Source organism: Streptomyces sp. NPDC051567 (genome assembly GCF_044454165.1).
Taxonomy (GTDB): Bacteria; Actinomycetota; Actinomycetes; order Streptomycetales; family Streptomycetaceae; genus Streptomyces.
Window position 1 is genome coordinate 86395 of the sequence record NZ_JBITDK010000004.1, and the last position, 25212, is coordinate 111606.

Annotated in this window: 17 protein-coding genes and 1 riboswitch; of the genes, 8 read left to right on the forward strand and 9 right to left on the reverse strand. The window is 74.4% G+C overall.

Annotated elements, in window-relative coordinates; translation table 11 throughout:
- Window positions 1–230: 230 nt before the first annotated feature.
- Both ACIA5F_RS06390 and ACIA5F_RS06395 read left to right on the forward strand, forming a co-directional pair.
- The gene (locus ACIA5F_RS06390; RefSeq protein WP_399349752.1) at window positions 231–3014 is read left to right on the forward strand and encodes an alpha/beta fold hydrolase; all 2784 of its coding nucleotides are present in this window, start codon (window positions 231–233) and stop codon (window positions 3012–3014) included.
- Window positions 3011–3913, forward strand: coding sequence for an ABC transporter permease (locus ACIA5F_RS06395; RefSeq protein ID WP_399349754.1), 903 nt, complete (start codon window positions 3011–3013; stop codon window positions 3911–3913). The genes ACIA5F_RS06390 and ACIA5F_RS06395 overlap by 4 nt, the downstream gene beginning before the upstream one ends.
- 208 nt (window positions 3914–4121) lie before the next feature.
- On the opposite strand, the gene ACIA5F_RS06400 is transcribed toward ACIA5F_RS06395, so the two are convergent.
- The 5 genes from ACIA5F_RS06400 to ACIA5F_RS06420 form a co-directional block, all read right to left on the reverse strand.
- The gene (locus ACIA5F_RS06400) at window positions 4122–5078 is read right to left on the reverse strand and encodes an aldo/keto reductase (protein ID WP_399350231.1); all 957 of its coding nucleotides are present in this window, start codon (window positions 5076–5078) and stop codon (window positions 4122–4124) included.
- A 473-nt stretch (window positions 5079–5551) separates the two neighbouring features.
- Window positions 5552–6739: a galactokinase gene (gene galK / locus ACIA5F_RS06405; RefSeq protein WP_399349756.1), complete on the reverse strand. Its 1188-nt coding sequence runs from the start codon at window positions 6737–6739 to the stop codon at window positions 5552–5554.
- Window positions 6736–7773 carry a galactose-1-phosphate uridylyltransferase gene (gene galT, locus ACIA5F_RS06410; RefSeq protein WP_399349758.1) on the reverse strand — a complete coding sequence of 346 codons (1038 nt, stop codon included), beginning with the start codon at window positions 7771–7773 and terminating at the stop codon, window positions 6736–6738. The genes galK and galT overlap by 4 nt, the downstream gene beginning before the upstream one ends.
- 209 nt (window positions 7774–7982) lie before the next feature.
- Window positions 7983–8780, reverse strand: coding sequence for a sugar phosphate isomerase/epimerase family protein (locus ACIA5F_RS06415; RefSeq protein WP_399349760.1), 798 nt, complete (start codon window positions 8778–8780; stop codon window positions 7983–7985).
- Window positions 8777–9889, reverse strand: coding sequence for a LacI family DNA-binding transcriptional regulator (locus ACIA5F_RS06420; RefSeq protein ID WP_399349762.1), 1113 nt, complete (start codon window positions 9887–9889; stop codon window positions 8777–8779). Before ACIA5F_RS06420 ends, ACIA5F_RS06415 begins: the two co-directional genes overlap by 4 nt.
- A 276-nt stretch (window positions 9890–10165) precedes the next feature.
- Between ACIA5F_RS06420 and ACIA5F_RS06425 the strand changes: the two genes are divergently transcribed.
- The 4 genes from ACIA5F_RS06425 (at window position 10166) to ACIA5F_RS06440 (ending at window position 15865) form a co-directional block, all read left to right on the forward strand.
- A complete protein-coding gene (locus ACIA5F_RS06425) occupies window positions 10166–11290 on the forward strand; it encodes a Gfo/Idh/MocA family protein (RefSeq protein ID WP_399350233.1) in 1125 nt (374 codons plus the stop codon).
- Window positions 11287–12444: a dihydrodipicolinate synthase family protein gene (locus ACIA5F_RS06430; protein ID WP_399349764.1), complete on the forward strand. Its 1158-nt coding sequence runs from the start codon at window positions 11287–11289 to the stop codon at window positions 12442–12444. The genes ACIA5F_RS06425 and ACIA5F_RS06430 overlap by 4 nt, the downstream gene beginning before the upstream one ends.
- On the forward strand, window positions 12441–13277 hold the full coding sequence (locus tag ACIA5F_RS06435) for a sugar phosphate isomerase/epimerase family protein (RefSeq protein WP_399349766.1): 837 nt from the start codon (window positions 12441–12443) through the stop codon (window positions 13275–13277). Before ACIA5F_RS06430 ends, ACIA5F_RS06435 begins: the two co-directional genes overlap by 4 nt.
- 188 nt (window positions 13278–13465) lie before the next feature.
- Window positions 13466–15865, forward strand: a complete 2400-nt coding sequence (locus ACIA5F_RS06440) for a polysaccharide lyase 8 family protein (RefSeq protein ID WP_399349768.1) — start codon at window positions 13466–13468, stop codon at window positions 15863–15865.
- A gap of 353 nt (window positions 15866–16218) precedes the next feature.
- Here ACIA5F_RS06440 and ACIA5F_RS06445 read toward each other — a convergent pair whose 3' ends face one another.
- From ACIA5F_RS06445 to ACIA5F_RS06455, 3 genes are read right to left on the reverse strand one after another with little or no spacing between them, the layout of a single operon-like run.
- Window positions 16219–17094 (reverse strand): ABC transporter ATP-binding protein, encoded by an 876-nt coding sequence (locus ACIA5F_RS06445; protein WP_399349770.1) that lies wholly within the window; start codon window positions 17092–17094, stop codon window positions 16219–16221.
- On the reverse strand, window positions 17091–18164 hold the full coding sequence (locus ACIA5F_RS06450; RefSeq protein ID WP_399349772.1) for a FecCD family ABC transporter permease: 1074 nt from the start codon (window positions 18162–18164) through the stop codon (window positions 17091–17093). The genes ACIA5F_RS06445 and ACIA5F_RS06450 overlap by 4 nt, the downstream gene beginning before the upstream one ends.
- Window positions 18161–19150, reverse strand: a complete 990-nt coding sequence (locus ACIA5F_RS06455) for an ABC transporter substrate-binding protein (protein ID WP_399349774.1) — start codon at window positions 19148–19150, stop codon at window positions 18161–18163. The genes ACIA5F_RS06450 and ACIA5F_RS06455 overlap by 4 nt, the downstream gene beginning before the upstream one ends.
- 35 nt (window positions 19151–19185) lie before the next feature.
- Window positions 19186–19322: riboswitch (cobalamin riboswitch) on the reverse strand.
- Between the two features lie 514 nt (window positions 19323–19836).
- On the opposite strand from ACIA5F_RS06455, the gene ACIA5F_RS06460 reads away from it, so the two are divergent.
- Window positions 19837–20817 (forward strand): aldo/keto reductase, encoded by a 981-nt coding sequence (locus tag ACIA5F_RS06460; RefSeq protein ID WP_399349775.1) that lies wholly within the window; start codon window positions 19837–19839, stop codon window positions 20815–20817.
- Window positions 20818–20888: 71 nt separating this feature from the next.
- Here the strand turns inward: ACIA5F_RS06460 and ACIA5F_RS06465 are convergent, their stop codons facing one another.
- Window positions 20889–23027, reverse strand: coding sequence for a tetratricopeptide repeat protein (locus tag ACIA5F_RS06465; RefSeq protein WP_399349777.1), 2139 nt, complete (start codon window positions 23025–23027; stop codon window positions 20889–20891).
- A 344-nt stretch (window positions 23028–23371) separates the two neighbouring features.
- On the opposite strand from ACIA5F_RS06465, the gene ACIA5F_RS06470 reads away from it, so the two are divergent.
- Complete coding sequence (locus ACIA5F_RS06470; RefSeq protein WP_399349779.1) at window positions 23372–25147, forward strand: sigma-70 family RNA polymerase sigma factor; 1776 nt, start codon at window positions 23372–23374, stop codon at window positions 25145–25147.
- Window positions 25148–25212 lie beyond the last annotated feature (65 nt).

Sequence of the window (25212 nt, forward strand, 5' to 3'; positions counted from 1 at the left end):
GCGGGGCGGGGCGTGGGCGCGGGCCTGGGGCGGGGCGTGGGGGCGGGGCGGGTGTCCGGACCCGGCCGGACCGCGCGCCGCCCGGACCTGCGGCTCTCCCCCGAAGCCCCCCGGACGGGGCGGTGTACCGCAGGCGCGGTACACCGGGGGGACTCCGTAGTCCTTGAGGAGGTCCACGGGTCCCCCTCCGGGCGTTCGGGGGCCGGGTACCGGGCGTTTAGGGTTCCCGTATGAAGCTCCGACTGCCCCTGGTGCCCCGGCGACGGCGAGACCGTCTGCTCGCGGGCGCCGCCGCGCTCGCCGTCGTCGCGGGGGCCGGCACGTGGACGGCCGCCGCCACGTCCGGCGACGCGCCGGACGTGCACCGCCAGGACCACGTGCTGAACATGCCCGACGCCGGGATCGACACCTCGTACTTCACCTCCGGCGGCGGGGGGAAACGTCCCGCCGTGCTCCTCGGGCACGGTTTCGGCGGCAGCAAGGACGACGTCCGCGAGCAGGCCGAGCAGCTGGCCCGGGACGGGTACGCCGTCCTGACCTGGTCGGCGCGCGGTTTCGGCCGCTCCGGCGGGCGGATCGGGCTGAACGATCCCGACCACGAGGTCAAGGACGTCTCCCGGCTCGTCGACTGGCTGGCGGCCCGCCCGGAGGTGCGGCTCGACGCGCCCGGCGATCCGCGCGTCGGCATCTCCGGGGCCTCGTACGGCGGGGCGGTCTCGCTGCTCGCCGCCGGACACGACCGGCGGGTGGACGCGATCGCTCCGCAGATCACCTACTGGAACCTGGCGGACGCCCTCTTCCCGCAGGGCGTCTTCAAGAAGCTGTGGACGGGTGTCTTCTTCACCACCGGCTCGACCGGCGGAATGCAACAGACACCGCAGACACCACAGACATCACAGGCGCCGCAGGCGTCCGGTGCGCCGATGTCCGGCCCGTCCGCGTCCGCGTCCGCGTCCGCGTCCGCGTCCGGTGCGCCGGCCGTTCCCGGCTGCGGGCGGTTCCAGCCGGAGCTCTGCGCGATGTACGAGCGGGTGGCGGTGGCCGGGAAACCCGACCCCGAGGCCCGCGCCCTGCTGGAGCGGCGCAGTCCGTCCGCGGTCGGCGACCGGATCGCGGTACCGACCCTGATCGTGCAGGGCCAGGAGGACTCCCTCTTCCCGCTGGACCAGGCCGATGCCATGGCCAAGGCCATCACGGCGAACGGCGCGCCCGTCTCCGTGGACTGGGCGGCCGGTGGGCACGACGGCGGAATGCCTGAGTCCGCCCGGATCGAGGCCCGTGTGTCGGCCTGGTTCGACCGCTATCTCAAGGAGGACACGGGCGCGGACACCGGTCCGGCGTTCCGGATCTCGCGCTCCGGTGGCATCGATTCCACCGACGGGGCGGTCCAGCTGCGCGGAGCGAACGGCGACCGTTACCCCGGGCTCACCCCGGACCCGCGGGAGTTCGCCCTGACCGGCCGGGAGCAGAGCTTCGCCAATCCGGCGGGCGGGTCACCGCCCGCCCTGTCGTCCCTGCCCGGGATCGGCGGGCAGCTCGCCGCCTTCGGCGCCGGGTTCTCGCTGGACTTCCCGGGCCAGCACGCCCGGTTCGATGCGGAACCGATGGCCTCGGAGGTACGGATCACCGGGTCGCCGACCGTCACCCTGACCGTACGGTCGACGGCCGCGGACGGTTCGGCCGTGCTGTTCGGCAAGGTCTACGACGTCGGCCCCGACGGCCGGCGGCAGGTGCTGCCGGGCCAGCTGGTCGCCCCGGTACGGGTGGAGAACGCGGGGCAGGGCGCGACCGTCGAGCTGAAACTGCCCGCGATCGACCACGCCGTCCCGGCGGGACACCGGCTGCGGCTGGTGGTCGCGGCCACCGACCTCGGTTACGCGACTCCCGCCGCCCCGGCCGTCTACACGGTCGCGGCCCGGGGCCCGCTGTCCGTCCCGGTCGCCACGGGGGTACGGACCGCCGCGACGGGGCTGCCCGCCTGGACCTGGGGGCTGCCGCTGGGCGCGGTGGCGCTGGCCGCCGCACTGCTGGGCATCCGGCGGACCGGCCGTGGGGGCGCGGGCGCGCGGGGTGCCGTACCGCCGGAACCCGCGCTGGCCCACGTGCCGCTGGAGATCACCGGGCTGACGAAGCGGTACGCGAAGGCCCAGGACCGGTACGCGGTGCGGGACCTGTCGTTCCGGGTCGAGAAGGGGCAGGTACTGGGGCTGCTCGGGCCCAACGGCGCCGGGAAGACCACCACCCTGCGGATGCTGATGGGGCTGATCTCGCCGGACGCCGGGGAGATCCGGGTGTTCGGGCACGCGGTCCGGGCCGGGGCTCCGGTGCTGTCGCGGGTCGGGGCGTTCGTGGAGGGCGCGGGCTTCCTGCCGCACCTGACGGGCCGCGCCAACCTGGAGCTGTACTGGCAGGCCACCGGACGGCCGCGCGAGGACGCGCACCTGGCGGAGGCCCTGGAGATCGCCGGGCTCGGCGACGCGCTGGAGCGCGCGGTGCGCACGTACTCGCAGGGCATGCGCCAGCGCCTCGCGATCGCGCAGGCCATGCTCGGAATGCCGGACCTGCTGATCCTCGACGAGCCGACGAACGGTCTGGACCCGCCGCAGATCCGGGAGATGCGGGAGGTCATGATCCGGTACGCGGCCGGCGGGCGGACCGTCATCGTCTCCAGCCACCTGCTGTCGGAGGTGGAGCAGTCCTGTACGCACCTGGTGGTCATGGACCGGGGACGGCTGGTACGGGCGGGCGAGGTCGCCGAGATCACGGGCGGCGGGGACACCCTGCTGGTGACGCTGGACGGACCGGTCGCGGACGAGGTCGTCGGGAAGGTGGCCGCGCTGGAGGGCGTGGGTTCGGTGGTGGCCGCCGACGACGGGCTGCTCGTCCGGCTGGACGGCGCGACGCCCGCGCGGCTCATCGGTGAACTCGTACGGCTGGAGGTGCCGGTGACCGCGGTCGGACCGCACCGCCGGCTGGAGGACGCGTTCCTCACCCTGATCGGAGGTTCGGCATGAGTACCGTCCAGGACATGAACACCGTCCAGGAGGTGGGCGGCGCCCAGGAGATGGCCACGGGCTACCGGCCGGGCCGTACGCTGCCGCTGCGCGTGGAGGCGCTGCGGCAGTGGCGACGGCGGCGGACCCTGGTGATGGGCGGGATGCTGGCCGCGCTGCCCTTCATCATGATCATCGCGTTCGCGGTGGGCGGCGGCCCGGACGACGGCCCCGGCGGCAGGAACGGCCGGATCTCCCTGATCGACACGGCCACCGCCTCGGGCGCGAACTTCGCGGCGACGTGCCTGTTCGTCTCCGCGGGCTTCCTGCTGGTGGTGCCGGTGGCACTGTTCTGCGGGGACACGGTGGCCTCGGAGGCGAGCTGGTCCTCGCTGCGCTATCTGCTGGCCTCGCCGGTTCCCCGGGCGCGGCTGCTGTGGAGCAAGCTGGTGGTGGCCCTCGGCTTCAGTCTGGCGGCCATGGTGCTGCTCCCGGTGGTCGCTCTGGCCGCGGGCACGGCCGCGTACGGCTGGGGGCCGCTGAAGCTGCCGACCGGCGGGGCGCTGGCGGCCGGGGAGGCCGTACCGCGCCTCGCGCTGGCCGTCGCCTTCATCTTCGTCTCGCAACTGGTCACGGCCGGTCTGGCCTTCTGGCTGTCCACGCGGACGGACGCGCCGCTGGGCGCGGTCGGCGGGGCGGTCGGGCTGACGATCGTCGGCAATGTGCTGGACGCGGTGACCGCGCTCGGATCATGGCGGGAGTTCCTCCCGGCCCACTGGCAGTTCGCGTGGGCGGACGCGCTCCAGCCACAACTGGAGTGGGGCGGGATGGTCAAGGGAACGGTGGTGTCGGTCTCCTACGCGCTGGTGCTGTTCGCGCTGGCGTTCCGGGGGTTCTCCCGCAAGGACATCGTGTCCTGAACGGCCGCGGTCACCGGTACGGGTAGTACGGCGGAGCGGAGCCGTCGAGGAGCGCAGACTGTCCTCGACGGCTCCGTCGTCGTATGTGCCGTCGTATGTGCCGTCGTATGTGCCGTCGTATGTGCCGTCGTGTGTACCGTGACGGGTGCCGTGGCCGGGGTGGGTCACCTCGGCGGAAGGGCTCCGGCGGCGGGACCGCCCCGGCCGCTCACGCGGCGCTCGGCGCGGGGTGGCCGATGGCCTCGATCCCGGCGAGCAGTTGCGCGTCCAGGGGGCGGTCGGCGACGGCCGCGTTGGCGCGGACCTGTTCGGCGGAGGTGGCTCCCGCGATGACGGAGGCGCAGCCGGGCTGGGCCCGGAGCCAGCCGATGGCGAGTTCGAGAACACTGCGGCCGTGGTCCTGGGCGAGCACGGCCAGCGCTTCGACCACGTCGAGCCGCTCCTCGGTGAGGTACGCGTCGCGGCCTTCGAGCCGGGACCCGGCCGGGACGGGCGTACCCCGGCGGATCTTGCCGGTCAGCAGGCCGTTGGCGAGCGGGAAGTACGGGAGCACGCCGACGCCGTAGTGCAGGGCCGCCGGAACCAGCTCGCGCTCGGCCGACCGTTCCAGCAGCGACCACTGGTTCTGTGCCGACACGAAGGGCGCGGCGCCGGTCTCGCGGGCGACGTGGGCCGCTTCGGCGAGCTGCCAGCCGCTGAAGTTGGAGTGGCCGAGGTAGCGGATCTTGCCCTCGGCGACGAGTTCGGTGAGCGCGGCCAGGGTCTCGGCGACCGGGGTGGACGGGTCCGGGCTGTGGAGCTGGTAGAGGTCGATGTGGTCGGTCTCCAGCCGACGCAGCGACTCCTCCACGGCCCGCCGGATGTACGCGCGGCTGCCACGGGCCCCGGCGGCGGGCCCGTACCCCATGTCGGCATCGGCGTAGCCGAACTTGCTGGCGAGGACGACCTGGTCGCGGCGGCCCTTGAGGACCTGTCCGAGGTAACTCTCGGAACCGCCCCGGTCGCCGTAGATGTCGGCGGTGTCGAGCAGGGTGATGCCCGCGTCGAGGGCGGCGTCGACCACGGCCCGGGTGGCCTGGAGATCGAGACGGCCCCCGAAGTTGTTGCAGCCGAGGCCCACGGCGGAGACCTCAAGTCCTGATCTGCCCAGCGGGATGTAACGCATGTGCTTCCTCCGACTCATCGATACATGATCGTCTGGGGGTGGGTCGGTCCAGACTCGCCCATCGGCCGACATCCACGACGTCGGACACGACGAACACTCCAGACACAACAAGCACGACAAGCACGACGGACCCAACGCAACGGGTACGCCCTACAGCTACTTCACCTGCCGCGACGGCAAGCCGGTCATCACGCCCTGGTATCGGCGGCAGCAGCCGCGCCAACGGCTCCACACCCCGGCAACCGCCCCGGAAGCGAACCACCAACACCTCACCACCACCCCACCCGAACCACCCCCGCACCAGCTCCACGCGGCCGTCAGGCCGTCAGGCCGTCAGGCCGTCAGGCCACCGTTCCGGCCGGGGCAGTGGCTTTGCCGTCGCGTCGGGTCGGGTACGGCCCGACCCGGGCACGGCCGGGGCACGGCCGGGGCACGGCCCGGGCACGGCCGGGGCATCAGCCTGCGGACCGGCCTCACCGTATTCGGCCCGCGCCCGCGGACGGCTCCGCCGCCATGACGTGGGGCGGTGCGAAGCCCGCCCGGCGGAAGGCCTCCGCCAACGCCCGGGTCACCTCCGGCTCGGCGTCCACGTCGATCAGCGCCAGGGCCGAACCGCCGAAGCCGCCGCCCGTCATCCGGGACCCGTACGCGCCCGCCGCGTCGGCGGTGGACACCGCCAGATCGAGTTCCGGGCACGACACCTCGTAGTCGTCGCGCAGTGAGGTGTGTCCCTCGGTGAGCAGCCGGCCCGTCTCACGCAGCCGCCCGGCACTCAGCAGTTCCCCGACCCGTGCGACCCGTTCGTTCTCGGTGACGACATGCCGGACCCGGCGCCGCTGCACCGGATCGGTCAGCCGTCCGAGAGCCTGTTCCAGCTCCGGGTACGGGAGGTCTCGCAGAGTGGGTATGCCGAGCGACTCGGCCGCCGCACGGCAGGAGGCCCGGCGCTGTGCGTAGGCGCCGTCGGCCAGGTCGTGGGTGACCCGGGTGTCGACGACGAGGAGGCGCAGACCTGCCGACGCGCAGTCGAAGGGGATGTGCCGCTGTTCGAGCGTACGGGTGTCCAGGTGCAGGGCATGGCCCTCGGTGGCGCATGCCGAGGCCATCTGGTCCATGATTCCGCAGGGGACGCCGACGTACGCGTTCTCTGCGCGGCGGGCGAGCACGGCCAGTGCGGAGCGGGTGAGCGGAATCCCGTACAACTCGGTGAGAGCCAGTCCGGTGGCCGTCTCCAGAGCGGCGGAGGAGGAGAGTCCGGCCCCGGTCGGTACGTCGGACCGTATGTGGAGGTCGGCGCCCCCGGCCGGGAGGCCTGCGTCCAGCAGGGCCCACACCATCCCGGCGGGATATCCGGTCCAGCGGTCGGCGCCCTGTGGCGGGTGTGCCGGGTCGAGGCCGGTGACCTCCAGGGTGACCACACCGGACGGGACGTACGCCGAGTGGAGCCGGAGCATTCCGTCGGCGCGGCGGGCGGCGGCCACCTCGGTGCGCTGCGGGAGGGCGAAGGGAAGGACGAAGCCGTCGTTGTAGTCGGTGTGTTCGCCGATCAGGTTGACCCGGCCCGGGGCTGCCCAGACCCCCTCGGGCGGGTACCCGTAGACCTTCTCGAACTCCCGCGCCGTCCGGTTCGCGGGGCGGGGCTCCCGCGTCGTCCCGCTCATCGGCTCGCCACCTCCCGCAGCCGGGCAGCCGCGTCCTCGGGCCGGACGTCGTTCATGTAGGCCTCCATCCCGGATTCGGTTCCGGCCAGGTGCTTGAGCTTGTCGGCGGTACGGCGGACCGTGAAGAGCTCCAGGTGGAGCGCGAACTCCTCGCGGCCCTCGCCCACCGGGGCCTGGTGCCAGGCGGAGATGTAGGGGGTCGGGCCGGGTCTGTCGAAGAGGCGGTCGAATCGGCGCAGCAGTTCCAGGTAGACGCGGGGGAACTCGGCGCGGGACGCGTCGTCCAGGGCGGGCAGGTCGGGGACCCTGTGGCGTGGGTAGAGGTGGACCTCGTACGGCCAGCGCGCCGCGTAGGGCACGAAGGCCGTCCAGTGGTCCGTTTCGAGGACGATCCGGGTGCCTTCACCGCGTTCACCGGCCAGGACCTCGTCGAAAAGGTTGCCGCCGGTGCGTGCGCGGTGGGCGGCGACGGTGGTGAGCATCCGGGTGGTGCGCGGGGTGATGAAGGGGAAGGCGTAGATCTGGCCGTGGGGGTGCGCGAGGGTGACGCCGATCTCGGCGCCCCGGTTCTCGAAGCAGTAGACCTGCCGGACTCCTTCACGGGCGGAGAGTTCGGCGGTGCGGTCGGTCCAGGCCGCCAGTACCAGCGCGGCGCGCTCCTCGTCGAGGTCGGCGAAGGAGGTGCGGTGGTCGGGGGTGAAGCAGATGACCTCGCAGCGGCCGGTGTCACCGGAGAGGGAGGGGAACCGGTTCTCGAAGACGGCCACCTCGTAGTCGGAGGCCGGGATCTCGCTCGCGCGCCCTTCGGCGGAGGGGCAGAGCGGGCAGGCGTCGGCGGGCGGCAGGTAGGTGCGGCCCTGACGGTGGGAGGCGATGACGACGGTGTCCCCGAGCAGCGGGTCGCGGCGGACTTCGGAGGCGGCGGCGGGCGCGTCGAGCGGGCGGGTGTCAGTGACGGCGCGGGACGGGCCGTCACCGGTGTCGTAGTAGAGGATCTCGCGGCCGTCGGCGAGGCGGCTCCTCGTACGCTTCACATGCGGGACTTCTCTCACTGCCTGCGGGACTTCTCTCTCCGTAAGGTGGCGGTCGTGGGGCGGCCGGGTCCGGTCCGGCCGCGTGGTGGCGGCTCGGTGCGGGGCTGCTCCGGCCGGAGCACGATCGTCTCGCTGCCGCTGGTCGGCCGCGGGGGTCCGGGCAGCGGGGTACGTACTGCGGGCCGTTCCTTCGCTCCGCGGTGGCGGGCCTACACGTCGCGAGAACATGCGGACACCAGCCTCTCCAGGTGTTCCCGGCCCTGGGCGAGCTGTCCCGGCAGCTCGGCGGCGTCCGGGTACCAGCGTTTCTCGTACTCCCAGCAGAGCCAGCCGTCCGGTGGCAGCGTGGCCACCGCCTCGGCGAGGGGCAGTACCCCGGCGCCGAGCCCGAGCGGAGTGAGCTCCCGCGCCGAGGCCACGTCCTTCACCTGTACATAGCCCAGGTGCGCGGCCAGAGCCCGCCCCGACTCGGTCGGGGACTCGCCGCCGAGCCAGGTGTGCAGTACGTCCCACAGCGCTCCGGCGCCAGGATGCGCGACCTCGTCCAGGACCTGGGCGACGGCGGCTCCGGTGGGATGCGAGTCGTGTGTCTCCAACAGGATGCGGACGCCGTGCCGTTCGGCGAACGGTGCGGCGGCCCGTAGCCGGCGGGTGGCGTGGGCGTCGGCGGACGCCCGGGGCAGGCCGGTGCCTCCGGGGAAGACCCGCACCCAGGGTGCTTCGAGATCGGCGGCGAGCCGGACCAGGGAGCGTAGTTCCGCGAGGACCGGATCGTCGGCGCCGGAGGCCGCCACCCGGGCGTACCCCGCGACCCCGAGGACGGTGACTCCTGCGGCGGTGAGGGCCCGCAGAGCGGCGGTGCGTTCGGCGGCCGGGCTTCCCGGGTGCAGGGGTTCCTCGGGGTGGGCACGCAGTTCGATTCCGTCGAACCCGTGCGCGGCGGCCAGGGCCGCGGTCGCGGTGAGCGGGGTGCCGGGCAGACCGAGCGTGGAGAAGGCGTACTTCACGGCCGGCTCCCCTCGGCCGGGGGCGGCGCGGTGGAACCGCGCACCATCAGCTCGGTGGGCAGTGTGGTGATGCCACCGGGGGGCAGCGGCCGACGACCGGTGACGAGTTGGGCGGCGAGGACGCCCGCCTCCCGCAGGGGCACCCGTACGGTGGTGAGGGCGGGTGCGGTGTCCACGCAGAACGGCAGGTCGTCGAAGCCGGCGACGGAGACGTCCTCGGGAATCCGTATCCCCGCTTCGCGCAGGGCGGCGGCGACCCCGGTGGCGACCGTGTCGTTGGCCGCGGCGACTGCGGTGAAGGGCGATCCGCGGCGCAGCAGTTCCCGGGTGGCGTCGTAGCCTGCGGAGCGATCGAATCCGGCGTGCACGGTGAGGGCGGCACATGCCTCGTGAAGGGCGGGGCCGTGTCGCAACAGGGCGGCGCGGTGTCCGGCGAGGCGTTCACGGGTGGTGCTCAGCCCCGGGGGCCCGGCGATGTAGGCGATACGCCGGTGTCCGAGTGTCAGGAGGTGTTCGGCGAGGCGGAAGGCTCCGCCGTGGTCGTCGAACATGACGGTGGCGACGGGGAGTGCGGGGGACGGGCCGGAAGGGTGTCCGGTGGTGTGTCCGGTGGGCAGTGGCAGGGGAGGCCGCCCGCACAGGACGACCGGGGCTCCGGTGGCCGCTATCCGCGCGATACGGGCGGCGAGCGCGTGGATGGGCCCGGGTTCTTCCACGGCGCCGCCGGTGAGGACGACCCCGCCGGCCCGCTGCCCCTCCAGCAGGGCGAGGTAGGCCAGTTCGGTCTCGGGTGCGCCCTCGGTGTTGCAGACGACGGCGAGCCGCCGGGCGTCCCCCCGGCCGGTGGGCGCGAGGGCGCCCTGCAGGGAGCCTGCGAGAATCCCGAAGAAACTGTCGGCGACGTCGTGGACGAGGACGCCGATGAGGTCGGAGGTGGCCGCCGCGAGGGCGCGGGCGGGACCGTTGGCGATGTAGCCGAGTTCTTCGACCGCCTGTTCCACCCGGGTGCGGGTACCTCCGGCCACCGGGTATCCGCCGTTCAGTACGCGCGAGACCGTGGCGGACGACACGCCCGCGTGCGCAGCCACCTCTGCAAGAGTCACCGCCATCCTGCACCCCTCCCTCTGTCCCCGGGTCATCGTCTCATCCGGTGTCTGGATCTCCATACTCCCTGATTCAGAAAGCGCTTTCTATCACCCGAAAGGGTCTTGCGTCGATGAGATTCCCGAACCTAGCCTGATGAGAGTGAAAGCGCTTTCTGCTCTTTCTCCCGTACCTGCACGGACGCGGAGGAGGCCGGACGCGGAGAGGGCCGAGCGGCCGAACGAGGAAGAGGAAGAAGCCAGGGAGGGAAGACCGTGGAGCGAAGGACGATCAAGATCGCCATGAACGGCGTGACCGGGCGGATGGGGTACCACCAGCATCTGGTCCGTTCCCTGCTCGCCTTGCGCGAGCAGGGCGGCCTGGACCTCGGTGACGGTACGGTGCTGTGGCCGGAGCCGGTCCTCGTGGGACGCCGGGAAGCCGCCTTGCGGGCCGTCGCCGAACGGCACGGCCTGGAGCATCTCAGTACGGACCTGGCGGCCGTACTGGCCGATCCCGAGGTCGAGATCTACTTCGACGCGCAGATCACCGGCGCGCGGCAGGAGGCGCTCCGGCAGGCCGTGGCCGCCGGCAAGCACGTGTACTGCGAGAAGCCGACCGCCCTGGACCTCGCCTCCGCGCTGGAGCTGGCCCGGCTGGCCACGGCGGCCGGGGTCAAGCACGGGGTGGTCCAGGACAAGCTGTTCCTGCCCGGCCTGCTGAAGCTGAAGCGGCTGGTCGAGGGCGGTTTCTTCGGAGAGGTCCTCTCCGTGCGCGGGGAGTTCGGGTACTGGGTCTTCGAAGGTGACTGGCAACCCGCCCAGCGCCCGTCGTGGAACTACCGGGCGCGGGACGGCGGCGGCATCGTCGCCGACATGTTCCCGCACTGGGAGTACCTGTTGCACGGACTGTTCGGCCGGGTCCGTACGGTGCAGGCACTCGCCCGTACCCACATCGGCCGCCGCTGGGACGAGCGGGGCGAGCCGTACGAGGTGACGGCCGAGGACGCGGCGTACGCGGTCTTCGAACTGGAGGGCGGCGCCGTCGCCCAGATCAACTCGTCCTGGGCGGTGCGGGTGCACCGCGACGAGCTGGTGGAGTTCCAGGTGGACGGCACCCACGGGTCGGCGGTCGCCGGGCTGCGCGACTGCCGGATCCAGCATCGCGGGGCCACGCCCAAGCCGGTGTGGAATCCGGATCTGCCGCGGACCGAGGAGTTCCGGACCCAGTGGCAGGAGGTCCCGGACAACGCCCCCGCGGACAACGGCTTCAAGGCCCAGTGGGAGCTGTTCCTGCGCCATGTCGTGCTCGGCACACCCTGGCAAGGGGATCTGCTGGCCGGGGCTCGCGGGGTACAGCTGGCCGAGCTCGGCCTGCGCTCCTCGGCGCAGGGCCGCAGGCTGCCGGTGCCGGAGGTGACCTTGTGAGCATCCGGCTCCCCTCGGCGGACGGCGGTCAGCGCCTGCACCGGCCGAACCACGATCCGCTCACTCCTCCGGTGTGCGGGCCTGCCCGGAGCCGCCGGTTCTACTCCGCCGCGCACGTCGTCGCCGACCCGCTGGCCGCGGCGGCCGAATCCGGGCCGGTGGTCGACTGGGAGTCCACTCTCGCCTTCCGGCACCGCCTGTGGGCGCAGGGTCTCGGGGTCGCCGAGGCCATGGACACCGCACAGCGCGGAATGGGCCTGGACTGGCCGACCGCGGCGGAGCTGATCCGCCGTTCGGCGGCCGAGGCCCGGTCGGTGGGCGGCCGGATCGTCTGCGGTGTGGGCACCGATCAGCTCCCCCCGGGCCGGCCGCACTCCCCCGCCGCGGTCACCGCGGCGTACGAGGAGCAGCTCGCGCACACCGAGGCGTGCGGGGCCGGGGCCGTGCTGATGGCCTCGCGGGCCTTGGCCGCGGGGGCGTACGGCCCGGAGGAGTACCTGGAGGTGTACGGACGGTTGCTGCGGCAGAGTGCCCGGCCGGTCGTGCTCCACTGGCTGGGGCCGATGTTCGACCCGGAGCTGGCGGGCTACTGGGGGCATGCCGATCTCGACCAGGCCACCGATGTCTTCCTCACGATCGTTTCCGGGTCCCCGGAGAAGGTGGAAGGGGTCAAGATCTCGCTGCTGGACGCCGAGCGGGAGGTGGAGATCCGGCGTCGGCTACCGGTGGGGGTGCGCTGCTACACGGGGGACGACCGCCACTATCCGGAGCTGATCGCCGGGGACGGGCAGTCGGCGAGCGACGCGCTGCTGGGGGTCTTCGACCCGATCGCCCCGATCGCGGCGTGGGCGGCGATCGCCCTGGACCGGGACGGTCCGGCAAGGTTCCGGGAGCTGCTGGACCCCACGGTGCCCCTGGCGAGACATCTCTTCGCCCCGCCGACCCGGTTCTACAAGACGGGCGTGGTCCTGCTGGCCTGGCTGGCGGGGTACCAGGAACATTTCACGATGGTGGGTGGGTTGCAGTCGGCGCGGTCGCTCCCCCACCTGGCGACCGCCTACGAACTGGCGGACCGGCTCGGACTGTTCCCCGATCCGGAGCGGGCCGAGGAGCGGATGCGCCGGCTCCTCGCGGTATATGGGTGGGCGTCATGACCCGGTCGGCCCCGGCCCGGCTGAGCCTCAACCAGGAGACGGTCCGCCAGTGGTCACTGCCCGAGCTGGTGGCCGGGTGTGTGGCAGCCGGGGTGGGTGCGGTCGGGTTGTGGCGTGACCCGGTCCGGGCGTTCGGGGTCCGGGAGAGCGCCGAGCTGGTCACCGGGGCCGGTCTGCGGGTCAGTTCGCTCTGCCGGGGCGGGTTCTTCACCGCCGCGGACCCTGTGGGCCGGTCCGCGGCACTCGACGACAACCGTCGGGCCGTGGAGGAGGCGGCCGGACTGGGCGCCGACACCCTGGTCCTGGTCCCGGGCGGGCTCCCCGTGGGCGACCGGGACCTGGCGGGGGCCCGGGGGCGGGTCTGTGAAGTCCTGGGCGAGCTCGCGCCATGGGCCGCCGCGCACGGTGTCCGGCTGGGGATCGAGCCCCTGCATCCGATGTTCGCCTCGGACCGCTGTGTGGTCTCCACCTTGGACCAGGCCCTCGACATCGCCGAGCAGTTCCCGGCGGAGCAGGTGGGTGTGGTGGCCGACTCCTACCACCTGTGGTGGGACGAGCGGCTGCCCGCCGCGTTGCGCCGGGCGGGCGAGGGCGGGCGGCTCCTCGCCGTCCAGGTGGCCGACTGGGTGACGCCCCTGCCCGAGGGCGTGCTCCTGGGCCGGGGGCAGTTGGGGGACGGTTCCATCGACCTGCGCGGTTTCCGGGAGCAGGCGGACGCGGCGGGCTACCGGGGGCCGGTGGAGGTGGAGATCTTCCATCCGGGTCTGTGGGCCAGAGAGGGCGGGGAGGTGCTGCGGGAGGTGATCGAGCGTTATCGCGAGCACGTGGAGTGAGCCGGTCGGACACGGCGGGCGGACGTGACAGACGTGCCCGGCGGGCGACCGGGCCGGGCCGGTACGGATTCGGATTCGGATTCGGATTCGGATTCGGATTCGGATCGAATACATCAGAGGTATCAGGCGTATCGGATGTGTCGGACAGATCGGGTGAGTCGAACGGTGAGTCGGACAAGGAGGCTGCGATGACAGGGGTGGGGGGCAGGCGTGCCTTCCTCACCGCCGCGGGTGGGGGCGCGTTCCTGCGTGGCGTGCCCGGCGGGCGGAACGCCGGTGGCGCGGCCACCCGGGCCGGGGCCGACATCCACGAAGCCATACGGGCGGTGTGGCGCGGCCTCTTCCTGGGCGGTGAGATCCCGGCTTCGAAGGAGCCGTTCCGCTCACGGCTGGCCGATCTCGGCGCGCTGGCCGGCGTGTTCCGGACCACGATGGCTCCGGTGGACGGCTCGCTCTGGCCCGGCCTGGGCTTCGCCACCGATCCCGAGAAGATGACGCAGAGCTTCTACCGGCTGCGGACCATGGCGGAGGCGTACGTCCGGCCCGGTACCGGGGTGACCGGTGACAGGGGGCTGCGCGCGGCGCTCCTGGCCGGGCTGGACCATCTGCACGGGCAGGTGTACCACGCCGGGCAGGTGCGGTACGGCAACTGGTACTGCTGGCAGATCGGTGCCCCGCAGGCGGTGCTGGACCTCTGCGTGCTGCTCCACGAGGAGTTGTCGGCCGACCGGGTCGCCGGTCTCTGCGCGGCCGTCGACCACTTCGTACCGGACTCGGCGGTCGGCTCGTACACCGGGACCAGTACGGGTGCGAACCGGGTGGACCTGTGCCGGGTACTGGCGCTGCGCGGGGTGGTCGGCGGGGACTCCGCGAAGATCGCTCTGGCCCGGGAGGCACTGACCCCCGTCTTCGGTTACGTCACCACGGGCGACGGCCTGTACCGGGACGGGTCGTTCGTCCAGCACACCTGGGTGCCCTACACCGGGACGTACGGCGCGGTGCTGCTCGGCGGGCTGGGTCTGCTGACCGGGCTGTTGAAGGGGACGCCCTGGCACGTCACGGGCGGACAGAGCGCCTTCGACGCCGTGGAGGACGCCTGGGCGCCCTTCCTCTTCAACGGGCTGGTCATGGACGGGGTCTCGGGCCGGGCCGTCAGCCGGGGCCTGATGACCTCGGACGACCGGCAGGTCCAGCACGACGACCACACGCGAGGGCATGCGGTGCTCGCCGCGGTGCTGCTGCTCGCGGAGAGCGCGAGCCGGGCCGAGCGGAGCCGGTGGCGAGGGCTGGTGAAGGGGTGGACGGCGCGGGACCGCTGCCGCGTCCCCCTCGCGGACACGACGCTGGACCTGGCCTCGCTCGCCCGGCTGGCGGAGGTCGGCGCCGATGCCTCGGTGGCGGCGCTGCCCGAGCCGGTCGGGCACCGGTTGTTCGCCTCGATGGACCGGGTGACCCACCGGCGGCCCGGGTGGGCGGCCTCGCTCTCCATGTGCTCGCGGCGGATCGCCCATTACGAGACCGGCAACGGTGAGAACCCGCGCGGCTGGCACACCGGCAGCGGGATGCTGTCCTGGTGGGGTTCCACCTACGGCAACGACCAGTACTCGGACGCGTTCTGGCCCACGGTGAATCCCTACCGGCTGCCGGGGACGACGGTCTCCCGCAAGGTCCTCGTGGACGGTGCGGGCGGCGACTGGGGTGCCTCGCGGCCCGATGCGGTGTGGGTGGGCGGGACCACGGACGGGGAGTTCGCCTCCGTGGGCCAGCATCTGCGTGGTCCGGGAAGCACCCTCTCGGCCCGCAAGTCCTGGTTCTTCCTCGCCGACTCGGTGGTCTGCCTGGGTGCGGGAATCCGCTGCGGGGACGGGACCGCCGTCGAATCGGTGATCGACAACCGCAACCTGGGTGCCGACGGCGCACACGCCCTGACCGTCGACGGCACGGTCCAGCCCACCGGCCCGGGATGGTCGGCCGTCTTCTCCGCGCCGGGATGGGCACACCTGGAGGGCTTCGGCGGGTACGTGGTGTCCGGCGCGGGATCGTTCAGGGCGCTCCGTGAGGCACGTACCGGCCGGTGGAGCGACATCAACAGGGACGGTTCCTCCCTGGCCCTGACCCGGCGGTACGTCACGCTCTGGTACGACCACGGAACGGACCCGGACGACGCCGGGTACGTCTACCGGATGCTCCCGGGGGCCACGGCGGGCCAGACCGCGGCGCGGGCCGCCGCACCCGACGAGGTCTCGGTGATCGCCAACACCGGGACGGCCCAGGGCGTGGCCGTGGATTCGCTCGGTTTCACCGGTGTCAACTTCTGGCGGGCCGGGGCGGCCGGCCCCCTGGAGGCGAGCGCGCCCTGTTCGGTGACGGTACGGGAACGGGCCGACGGCACGGCCACGGTCCACGTCGCGGACCCGGCACGGGCACTGACCGGACTGGCCCTGGTCTGGAACCGGCCCGTGGCCTCGGTGCTCTCCCGGCCACCGAGCCTGGTCTCGGCGCTCACCGGCTCCCGGCTGCGGCTCGGGTTCGCCGATCTCGCGGCGGCGGCCGGGACCGGACAGGAGGTGGTGGTGCGGCTGGGCTGAGGGGACGGGGAGGACGGGCGGAGCACCGAGCGGGACACACCGTCACCGGCGGCGCACAGGACGCCGTCGGCGGCCGGGGCGCGCGGCTTCGACGTGAAGGCCGGGAACACCCTGCCGGGGAACGCGGACCGGCAGGTGACCGAGACGGGTCCGGACCGGGGCGTGGAGGGCTTCGCGGACAAGGTCGGCGTCCTGCCCGGCGAGAGCTTCGGACCGCACAGGCCCACCGCGCCCCGGTTCACCGTCTCACCTGCCGGATGGGCTGGTGCGGCGGGGCCAGGGCCCGGCCGGTGCGGCGTTCCGAGGCCCTGCCCGGGGTCCGGCAGGGGGGCTTCCGGTCTGGGCGCCCCGGGTCACCTGTCCGTCGGGAGGTAGACGATGTTCGGCGTGCCCGTGGCCGGGTGGGGTCCGATGCGGGTCCGGACGCCGTACACCCGGGCCAGCAGTTCCTCGGTGAGCACCTCGCCGGGCGGCCCGGAGGCGGCCACCCGGCCGTCGGACAGGACGTACAGCCGGTCACAGAAGGAGGCGGCGAGGTTGAGGTCGTGCAGGACGAGCAGGGCGGTGGCGGGCAGGGCGCGGACCAGGCCCAGGATCTCCAGTTGGTAGCGGATGTCGAGGTGGTTGGTCGGCTCGTCCAGGGCGAGCAGGCCGGGGTCCTGGACGAGGGCGCGGGCCACCAGGGCGCGCTGGCGTTCCCCGCCGGAGAGTTCCTCGAAGCGGCGCCCGGCGAAGGCGCCCGCTCCGACGGTCTCCAGGGCCTCGGCGACGCGCCGCAGGTCCTCGGGGCCGTCCTGTTCCCAGAACCGTTTGTGCGGGCTCCGCCCCATCGCGACGACCTCGCGCACGGTCAGCCCGAAGGTGCCGCTCGCGTCCTGCGGGACGACCGCGACGTGCCGGGCCCGGTCCTTGACCCCGAGCGCGCCCGTGTCGGCGCCGTCGAACAGCACCCGGCCGGCGGTGGGCCGCAGGGTGCCGTAGACGCAGCGCAGCAAGGTGGTCTTGCCACTGCCGTTGGGCCCGACCACACCGACCGTCTCGCCGGGCCGGGCGGTGAGGTCGATCCCGTGGAGCAGGGTGTGCCCGTCGGTCGCGTAACGCACGTCCTCGACGGCGAGTTCCACCGGCCGCCCCGCCGCCCGGGGCACCTGTGGCGTACCGGACGTGTGTGGCGCACCAGGCGTGTGTGGCGTACCGGGTGTGCGGGGCGTACCGGGTGTGCGGGTCATCCGGTGACCCCTTCGGTACGGGTGGAGCGGCGCAGCATCCACAGGAAGAACGGGCCTCCGACGAGCGCGGTGACCACTCCGACCGGTATCTCCTCGGGCGCGGCGGCGGTACGGGCCACCAGGTCGGCCAGGACCAGGAAGAGCGCCCCGCCCAGGGCGGCCACCGGCAGCAGGGCCCGGTGGCCGGCGCCGACGGCCATCCGCGCGGCGTGCGGGACCATCAGCCCGACGAAGCCGATCGCTCCGCTGTAGGCGACGAGCACGCCGATGACGAGGGAGGTGAGGACGAAGACGACGGCGCGGAAACGCCCGGTGTCCAGGCCCAGGGTCCGGGCCCCCTCCTCCCCGGCGAGGAGCAGGTCGAGCGGCCGGGCGAGGGCGAGGAGCAGCCCCGTACCGGCGAGCAGCACGACGGAGGGCAGGGCCAGTTCGCCCCAGCGGGCCCCGCCGAGACCGCCGAGGGTCCAGAAGAGGACGGTGCGGATCTGGTCGGGGTGGGCGGCGAGCACCAGGACCAGACTGGTCAGGGCGGACAGGATGTACTGGACGGCGACCCCGGCGAGGATCAGCCGGCCGGTGGTCATGGTGCCGCCGCGCCGGGCCATGGCATAGACGGCGACGAGGGCGAACGCCGATCCGGCGAACGCGGCGAACGGCACGCCCATCCCGCCGAGCAGCCCGGCGGCCCCCGCCGCCCCGGCCCCGGCCCCGGCTGCCGTGCCCGAGCCGAAGACGATCACCAGGACGGCTCCCGTCGAGGCCCCGGAGGAGGCACCGAGCAGGAAGGGGTCCGCGAGCGGGTTGCGGACGAGGGCCTGCAGCACGGTGCCCGCGACGGCGAGCCCGGCGCCGACGACCGCCCCGAGGAGGACGCGTGGCATGCGCACGTCCCACACGATGGAGGCGAAGGCACCGGTCGGCCGGTCGCCCGTCAGCCCACCGAGGACGATGTCGAGCACCTGGCCGGGGGTGATCCGTACGGCCCCCAGGGCCAGGCCGGCGACGGCGGAGGCGACGAGCGCCGCGGCGAGCAGGACGAGGACGGCCGGTGTGCGGTGGTGCCGCCTCACGTGGCGGCGGGGTGGAGCTGGCCGCCCAGGGACTCGACGGCGTCGGCGACGCGCACTCCCAGGACGGCCGAGGACAGCGGCAGGACGACGAACCGCTGGTTCCTGATCGCGGGAACCTGGGCGAGGGCCGGGTCGTTCAACAGGCGCTGCTTCTTGGCTTCGACGGTGGTGCCGCCGTAGTCGTAGATGAGGACGATCTCGGGGGCCCGCTCGATGACCTTCTCCCACGACACGTCACCGAAGGTGTCCTGGAGGTCGGCGAAGACGTTCGTCCCGCCCGCCAGCGAGACGATCTCGTTGCCGATGCCGGTGCCGCCGGAGGTGGAGGCGGACGCCTCGCCGGAGTCGTAGACGAAGACGGACGGCCGGGGCTTGTCCTTGACCCGGGCGGCCACGGCGTCGATCCGGCGCTGCTCCTCCCCGATGAGCTTCTCGCCGCGCTCGGGCACGCCGAAGGTCCGCGCGACCTCGGTGATCTCGGTCTTGAGCTGGTCGAGGCCGACTCGGCCCCCGGTGCAGTACTCCACGTTGAGCCGGGAGTTGATGCCGGACTTGGCGAGACCTTCGCGGTCGCGGCCCTGTGCCTTGTCGAAGGCGCTGGAGTAGCCCCCGTACACGAAGTCCGGGTCGGCGCCGAGCAGGATCTCCTTGGAGGGGTACTCCTTGGCCAGCACCTTGATCTTGTCGTAGGCGGGCCGGTAGGCGGGCAGCACGGCGTCGTCGAGGTAGGCGGAGCCGACGATCCGGTCCTCCAGGCCGAGGGCCAGCAGGATCTCGGTGGCGTGCTGGTTCATGGTGACGGCGCGCCGGGGCGGGGCCTGGTAGGTGCTGCTCACACCGCAGTTGGTGACGGTGTACGGGAACCCGGGTGCGGCGCTCGCTCCCGCGGCCGTGCCGGACGGGGCGGGTGAGGCGACGCAGGCGGCCAGGGGTATGAGGAGCGCGGCGGGGACGAGCGCGCGCAGGGCGGCGCGGGAACGCGACATGGCGTGGCCTCTCCGGGGAGTCCACGTCCCCGGTCGAAGGGAAGGGGCGGTGCGTCAGTGTCTGACTCCCGGTTCCCGCGAGGGTGTACCGGTCACAGTGGCGGGACCGCACCGGAATCGCACCGGTTTCCTGTCCTGCACCGCCTGGGTTGACGCGGTCAGTCTGCCAGATGTCCGCACGTCACCGGCCTGCGGCCGGGTCGGTGCCCGCCGGGGCCGCCGTGGTCGTCGCCGTCGGGGCCGCCGCGGGGTCCGGCCGGGTCCACCGGAGTCCCGGGTTCCGTCGAGCCGTCCCCGGACCGCCCACTTGACCATCGTGGTCCAGACCAATAGTTTCCGTTCGCACGGCGAACGCGCTCCCGTGTGTTCCTCCCGCGTCCGCGGAGGGATCTGCCCTGCGCCGCCGCGCGCGCGAAACGCACCGCACGGCCGACGAGTTGACGCCCCTCGCCGACCGCGGCCCGCGCGGCCACCGACCGGCGCCGCCGGGCCGCGGAAGACGACCCGGCCCGGCGGCGTCCTCCACGTACGCGCCGCGCGGCGGGTGCCACGTGCGGTACCCGCCGCGCGGACGGAAGCCGACGGACCCCGTGGAGGGAACCCGACGACGGGGGCGGGATCACGGCACGGCCGGGGAGCGGTGGGAGACCTTGCGGGGTGCTCCGGTGTCCGTGCGAGAGTGCCCCATGACCTCGGACCTCGCCTCGGACCTCCCCTCGGGCTTCCCCCCGGACCCTGCCTCGAAGACGGCCGCCCGGGCGGCCCGGACCGCCCCGGTCACCGCGGCCGTCGCGGGTACGTGGCGGCTCGGCGACCTGACCGTCAACCGGATCGGCCTCGGCACGATGCGGCTGACCCGTCGCGCCGACGGTTCGCCCAGCGACCGCGAGCGGATGACGGGCCTGCTGCGCCGGGCCGTCGAGCGGGGCGTGAACCACATCGACACCGCCGCGTTCTACTTCTCCGCCCTCCGCTCCGCCAACGAACTGATCAACCGGGCCCTCGCCCCGTACGCCGACGAGCTCGTCATCACCACCAAGGTCGGGCCGGGACGCGACCCAGCCGGGGAGTGGTGGTGGGCCGGGCCGGGGCAGTTGCGGGGGCAGGTGGAGGAGAACCTGCGCCAGTTGGGCCGGGACCACCTGGACGTCGTCAACCTGCGCGTCCCGCGCCGGGAGACGACCGGTTCGGTCGCCGAGCACTTCGGGGCGCTGGCCGAACTCCGCGCGGCCGGACTGATCCGGCACCTGGGAATCTCCAACGCCCGGCCCGACCACCTCGCCGAGGCCCTGGCCATCGCGCCCGTGGTGTGCGTGCAGAACCCTTACGGGATCGGTTCCCCGGCCGAGGACCACGCCTTCGTGGACGCGTGCGCGCGGCAGCGGATCGCCTTCGTCCCCTTCTACGCCATCGCGGGCGCGGGCGAGGACGCGGGCGTGGTCGCGCCGGACGGGGCACGGGTGCGGGCCGTGGCCGAGGCCCACGGGGTGTCGACGGCGCAGGTGCGCCTCGCGTGGACGCTGAGCCGGGGACCGCACGTCCTGGCGATCCCGGGCACCGGGAACCCGGACCACCTGGACGAGAACATCGCCGCCGGTGCGCTACGGCTGTCGGCGCGGGAGATCGCCCTGCTGGGCAGCACGGCCGGGGAGGCGGCGGCCCCGTAGCGCGTGGCCGCGCCGGCGGACCCCGGCCGCCCCCCGGCTTCCCTCCGGCCGGCCGGTCGTCCGTCCGGCCGTCACCGCCGGGGCCGGGCGGGCCCCGGGTCGGGCGCCCGGAACGCGGCGTCGAGTTCGCGGGCGAGGCGCAGGTGGGGGTGGCCCGGTTCGAGGAACGGCGTGGCCTCGGCGAGGACACGGGCCGCCAGCGCGCCGGCTTCCGCGCGCCGTCCCCCGGCGGCCAGGGCCCGGGCCCGTTCCAGCCGGGTGTGGACGACGTGCGGGTGGTCGGGGCCGAGGACCCGGGTCCGGTCGGCCACCAGAGCGGCCCAGGCCCGTTCGGCCTCGGCGGCCCGGCCCGTGCGCGCCACGAGGGCGGCCCGGCTGCCACGGACCGCCAGGGTGTGCGGGTCGTCGGGGCCGAGCGCGCGTTCGGTGTCCGCGAGCAGCCCGGCCAACTGCCGCTCCAGCTCCGTGGAGTCGGCGGGGTCCGCGGGCCGGAACCAGAGCAGGCCGCGCCGGACGGCCAGGCTCTGCGGGTGGGACGGGCCCTGGAGGCGGAGCCGGTCGCTCAGCAGCGCCTCCAGTTGCCGGGCGGCCGACCGGCGGTCGCCCGCCTGGCCGGTGAAGTACGCCAACTGGTGGCGGGCGGCGAGGGTGTCGGGGTGGCCGGGTCCCAGCGCGGCCACGGCATCGGCCGCCAGGGCGGTGAACCGGGCGGCGGCGGCCCGGGCGCTGCCCGCCTCACCGGTGAAGAAGGCGAGGTGGTGGCGGGCGGCGAGGGTGTCGGGGTGGTGGGGGCCGAGCCGGACCTCGCGCCGCCGGGCGATCCCGGCGAGGTCGGCGGCGGCCCGGCGCGGGTGTCCGGCGTCGCCGACCGCGACGGCCAGCGGCAGTTCCGCGCCGGTCAGGCCGGAGCGCCGGGCCCGGGCGAGGGCCTCGGCGGCGCGGGCCAGCCGCCCTTCCCGGTGGGCGGCGAGCCCCATCTCGTAGGCGTCCTCGGGGTCCGTCCGGGCCAGCAGGGACCGCCACAGGTGGTCGGGAACCGGGGCGAGGCCCGGCGCGTTGAGCAAGTGACCGAGGGCGGTGTACCCGCAGGCACGGTCCCCGGTCAGCAGCCCCGGCCGGGCGTACGCCGCCGCGCACGCCCAGTCCATCGCCTCCGCGAAGGGTTCCGGGCGCAGCTCCGCGCCACCGCGCCCGGACAGGTAGCGCGGGTGGAGTTCGCCCAGCCACTCGCGGCGGACCGGGCGGCGCAGCCCCGCCCGGCGGCAGTCCACGGCCGCGGCGACCACGGCCGCGCCGCGCGGGTGCGTGCCCGGGGCCCAGCCGCTCTCCCAGGCGGCCAGCGACCGGGGCCCCTCGGCGAGGAGTTCGGCGATTCCGGACCGGGTGCCGGACCGGGTGCCGGAGCGCAGGGCCCTGGCGATCCTCGGGTCCTCCCGGTGGGCCTCGGCCCGGCGGCGTTCCTCCGGTGACCAGCGCCGGGCGAGGTGGACGACGGCCGCGCGCCGGAGCAGGTCGCGCTGGGCCCGCCAGACGTCCCCGTCGGAGCCGGTGAGCCGGCTGCCCTCACGGGCGGTGTAACGGCGGTACTCCTCGGCGCGCATGGTGGCGACCACGACGGCGGCGCGCGCCCCGGCCAGCCGGGCCTCCGTCAGGCCGTCCGCGCCGAGGTGTTCCTCCAGGTCGTCCAGCCACAGGACGGCGCGCCGCCGCCGCGCGGCGGCCCGTACCGCCCCGGGCAGGGCGGCCCGGGTCAGCGGGTGGACGAAGGCGTGCCGGGGGTGGAGGGCACGGGTCACCTCGTAGGCGAGCCGGGTGCGGCCCGCGCCGGGCTCCCCCACGACCAGGACGAACCGGGAGCCCCCGGTCAGGGCCGCGCGGAGCCGGGGTGCGGCGTCCCGTTCGATGTACGCGGGTGGCGGGTCCGGGCCCTCGGCCGGGCCGGGACCGTGCGTCTGCCCGAGCACCGGAATCCGCCCGTCCGGGGTGCGCAGCAGTCCGTCGTCCGGCCGTGCGCGCCGGAGCCGTCCGGCCACGGTCCCGGCCGGTGCGCACAGCCCCGCGGCGGTCACGAGCACGGCGGTCACGAGCAGGACGGTCACGAGCAGGGCGACGCCCACGCCCACCGCCCCGGCCACGCCCACCGCCGTGCCGATCTCGGTGGCCTCGACCCCGCAGGCCCACAGGGCGGCCGACAGCAGTGCGCCGGTCACCGGTCCGGGCGCCAGTGGCCCCCTGGTCCGGCCCCGCGCACGGCGGGATTCCCGCAAGAGCAACGTCGCCATGCCGCCCCCAACACGCCCCGGAGTGGCCCCCCATTGTCACCCCGCGCGCCCGTACGGGCACCCCTGCGGAACCGGACAGACCCGGAGCGCGCCGGGCCCCGCGCCGGCCGCTGGGGAGAGCGGTGCGGCCGGGTGTCGCGGCGGGTCCCCGCACCGCCTTCCGGATCATCGTTCTTCGGAAAGTGTTTTCGGATAAGTGTTATCGGGGGCGCCCTCGACGGTCTCCCAGGTATCGGGCATCATCGGCCGCCGGTACGAACAGGGATCATCACATGAGTACTCAGCACACCGCAGCTCTGGTGGCAGCGGCCCGCGCGGGCGACCCCCGCGCACAGGACGAACTCGTCGGCGCCCACCTGCCGCTCGTCTACAACATCGTCGGGCGGGCCCTGAACGGCTCCTGCGACGTGGACGACGTGGTGCAGGAGACGATGCTGCGGGCACTCGACGGGCTGGGCGGTCTGCGCGCGGACGAGAGTTTCCGGTCCTGGCTGGTGGCGATCGCGATGAACCGGATACGGGCGCACCGGCAGCCCCGGTGGGACGGCTCCGGCGTCGCTCCGGAGGGGGCGCGGGACGTCGCCGACCCGGGCGCCGACTTCGTCGACCTGACCGTCATCCGCCTGGGCCTGGCCGGGCAGCGGCGCGAGACGGCCCGCGCCACGCGCTGGCTGGACCCCGACGACCGGGCGCTGCTGTCGCTGTGGTGGCTGGAGTGCACCGGGGAGCTGACCCGGGCGGAGACGGCGGCGGCGCTGGAGCTGTCGCCGCAGCACACCGCGGTGCGGGTGCAGCGGATGAAGGCCCGGCTGGACGCGGCGCGGGTGGTGGAACGGGCCCTGGACGCGCGGCCGCCGTGCGGGGAGCTGCGGGCGCTGACGGCGGGCTGGGACGGCGGCCCCTCGGTCCTGTGGCGCAAGCGGATCGCCCGGCACGCGCGGGAGTGCGTACGGTGCTCCGGGCTGTGGAGCGCTCTGGTCCCGGCGGAGGGGCTGCTGGCCGGGCTGGCCCTGGTGCCCGTCTCGGCGGCCCTGCCGGCGGGGGCGCGGACGGCGGCGGCGGCCGGTCCCGCCCCCACGGGCGCGGCCTCGGCGGGCGGCCCGGCGGGCGGGGCCGCCGGGCCCGCGTCGGCCGGATTCACCGGCGGGAGCCCGGCCTTCGCCGACGGGGCCGCGGCGCGGGCGGCGGCTCCCGCCGGGCCCGGTCCGGGGCGGGCCGCGCTCCGGCGCGCGGGCGGGGAGCGGGCCGGGGGGCCGGGGGTGGGCGGCCGGGGCGCGTCGCGCAGGCGGCGGCGCGCCCGGCGCCGGGTGATCGGCGGCGCGGTCGTCGCGGTGTGCGCCGTGGGGGGCGGCCTGTTCCACCTCGGCGCGCTCCCCGGTTCCGGGGGCCCCGGGACGGGTGGCGCGGTGGCGGCCTCGCCGCTGGGAGCGCTCTCGGCGACGCGCTCCACGGGGAATCGCCCCTCGCCGTCCCCTTCTTCCCCGGCCTCGCCGTCCGCCCCGTCGTCCGTACCGGCCTCCGCGTCCGTACCGGCTTCCGCCCCGCCCGGCCCGTCCACCCCGGGCAAGGCCACCGCGGGTCCCGGTACGGGTACGGGTGCTCCGCGGAAGCAGGCGGCCTCCCCGGCGCCGCGTGCTTCCCCGCCCGCCGCGCGGTCCGTCCCGCAGGGTGCGGCGGGCCAGGTCCTGGCCCTGGTCAACGCCGAGCGGGCGGCGGGCGGATGCGGCCCGCTCAAGGAGGACTCGCGGCTGCGTGCAGCGGCCCAGGGACATTCCGAGGACATGGCGCGGCGGGACTTCTTCTCGCACACCTCTCCCGACGGCACGGACCCCGGCCGGCGCACGACCGACGCCGGGTACCGCTGGTCGGCGTACGGGGAGAACATAGCGAAGGGGCAGCGGACCGCCGAGCAGGTCATGGACGCCTGGATGAAGAGCCCCGGCCACCGCGCGAACATCCTCAACTGCGCCTTCGAGGACCTCGGCGTGGGCATGCACACGGGTGCGGGCGGCCCCTGGTGGACGCAGAACTTCGGGGCGCGGGGGTAGCCGGGGGGCGGCCGGGCTCCCGCCGGGCCCGCGCGCCCGGTCGCGCCGCTGGTTCATTGTCCGGG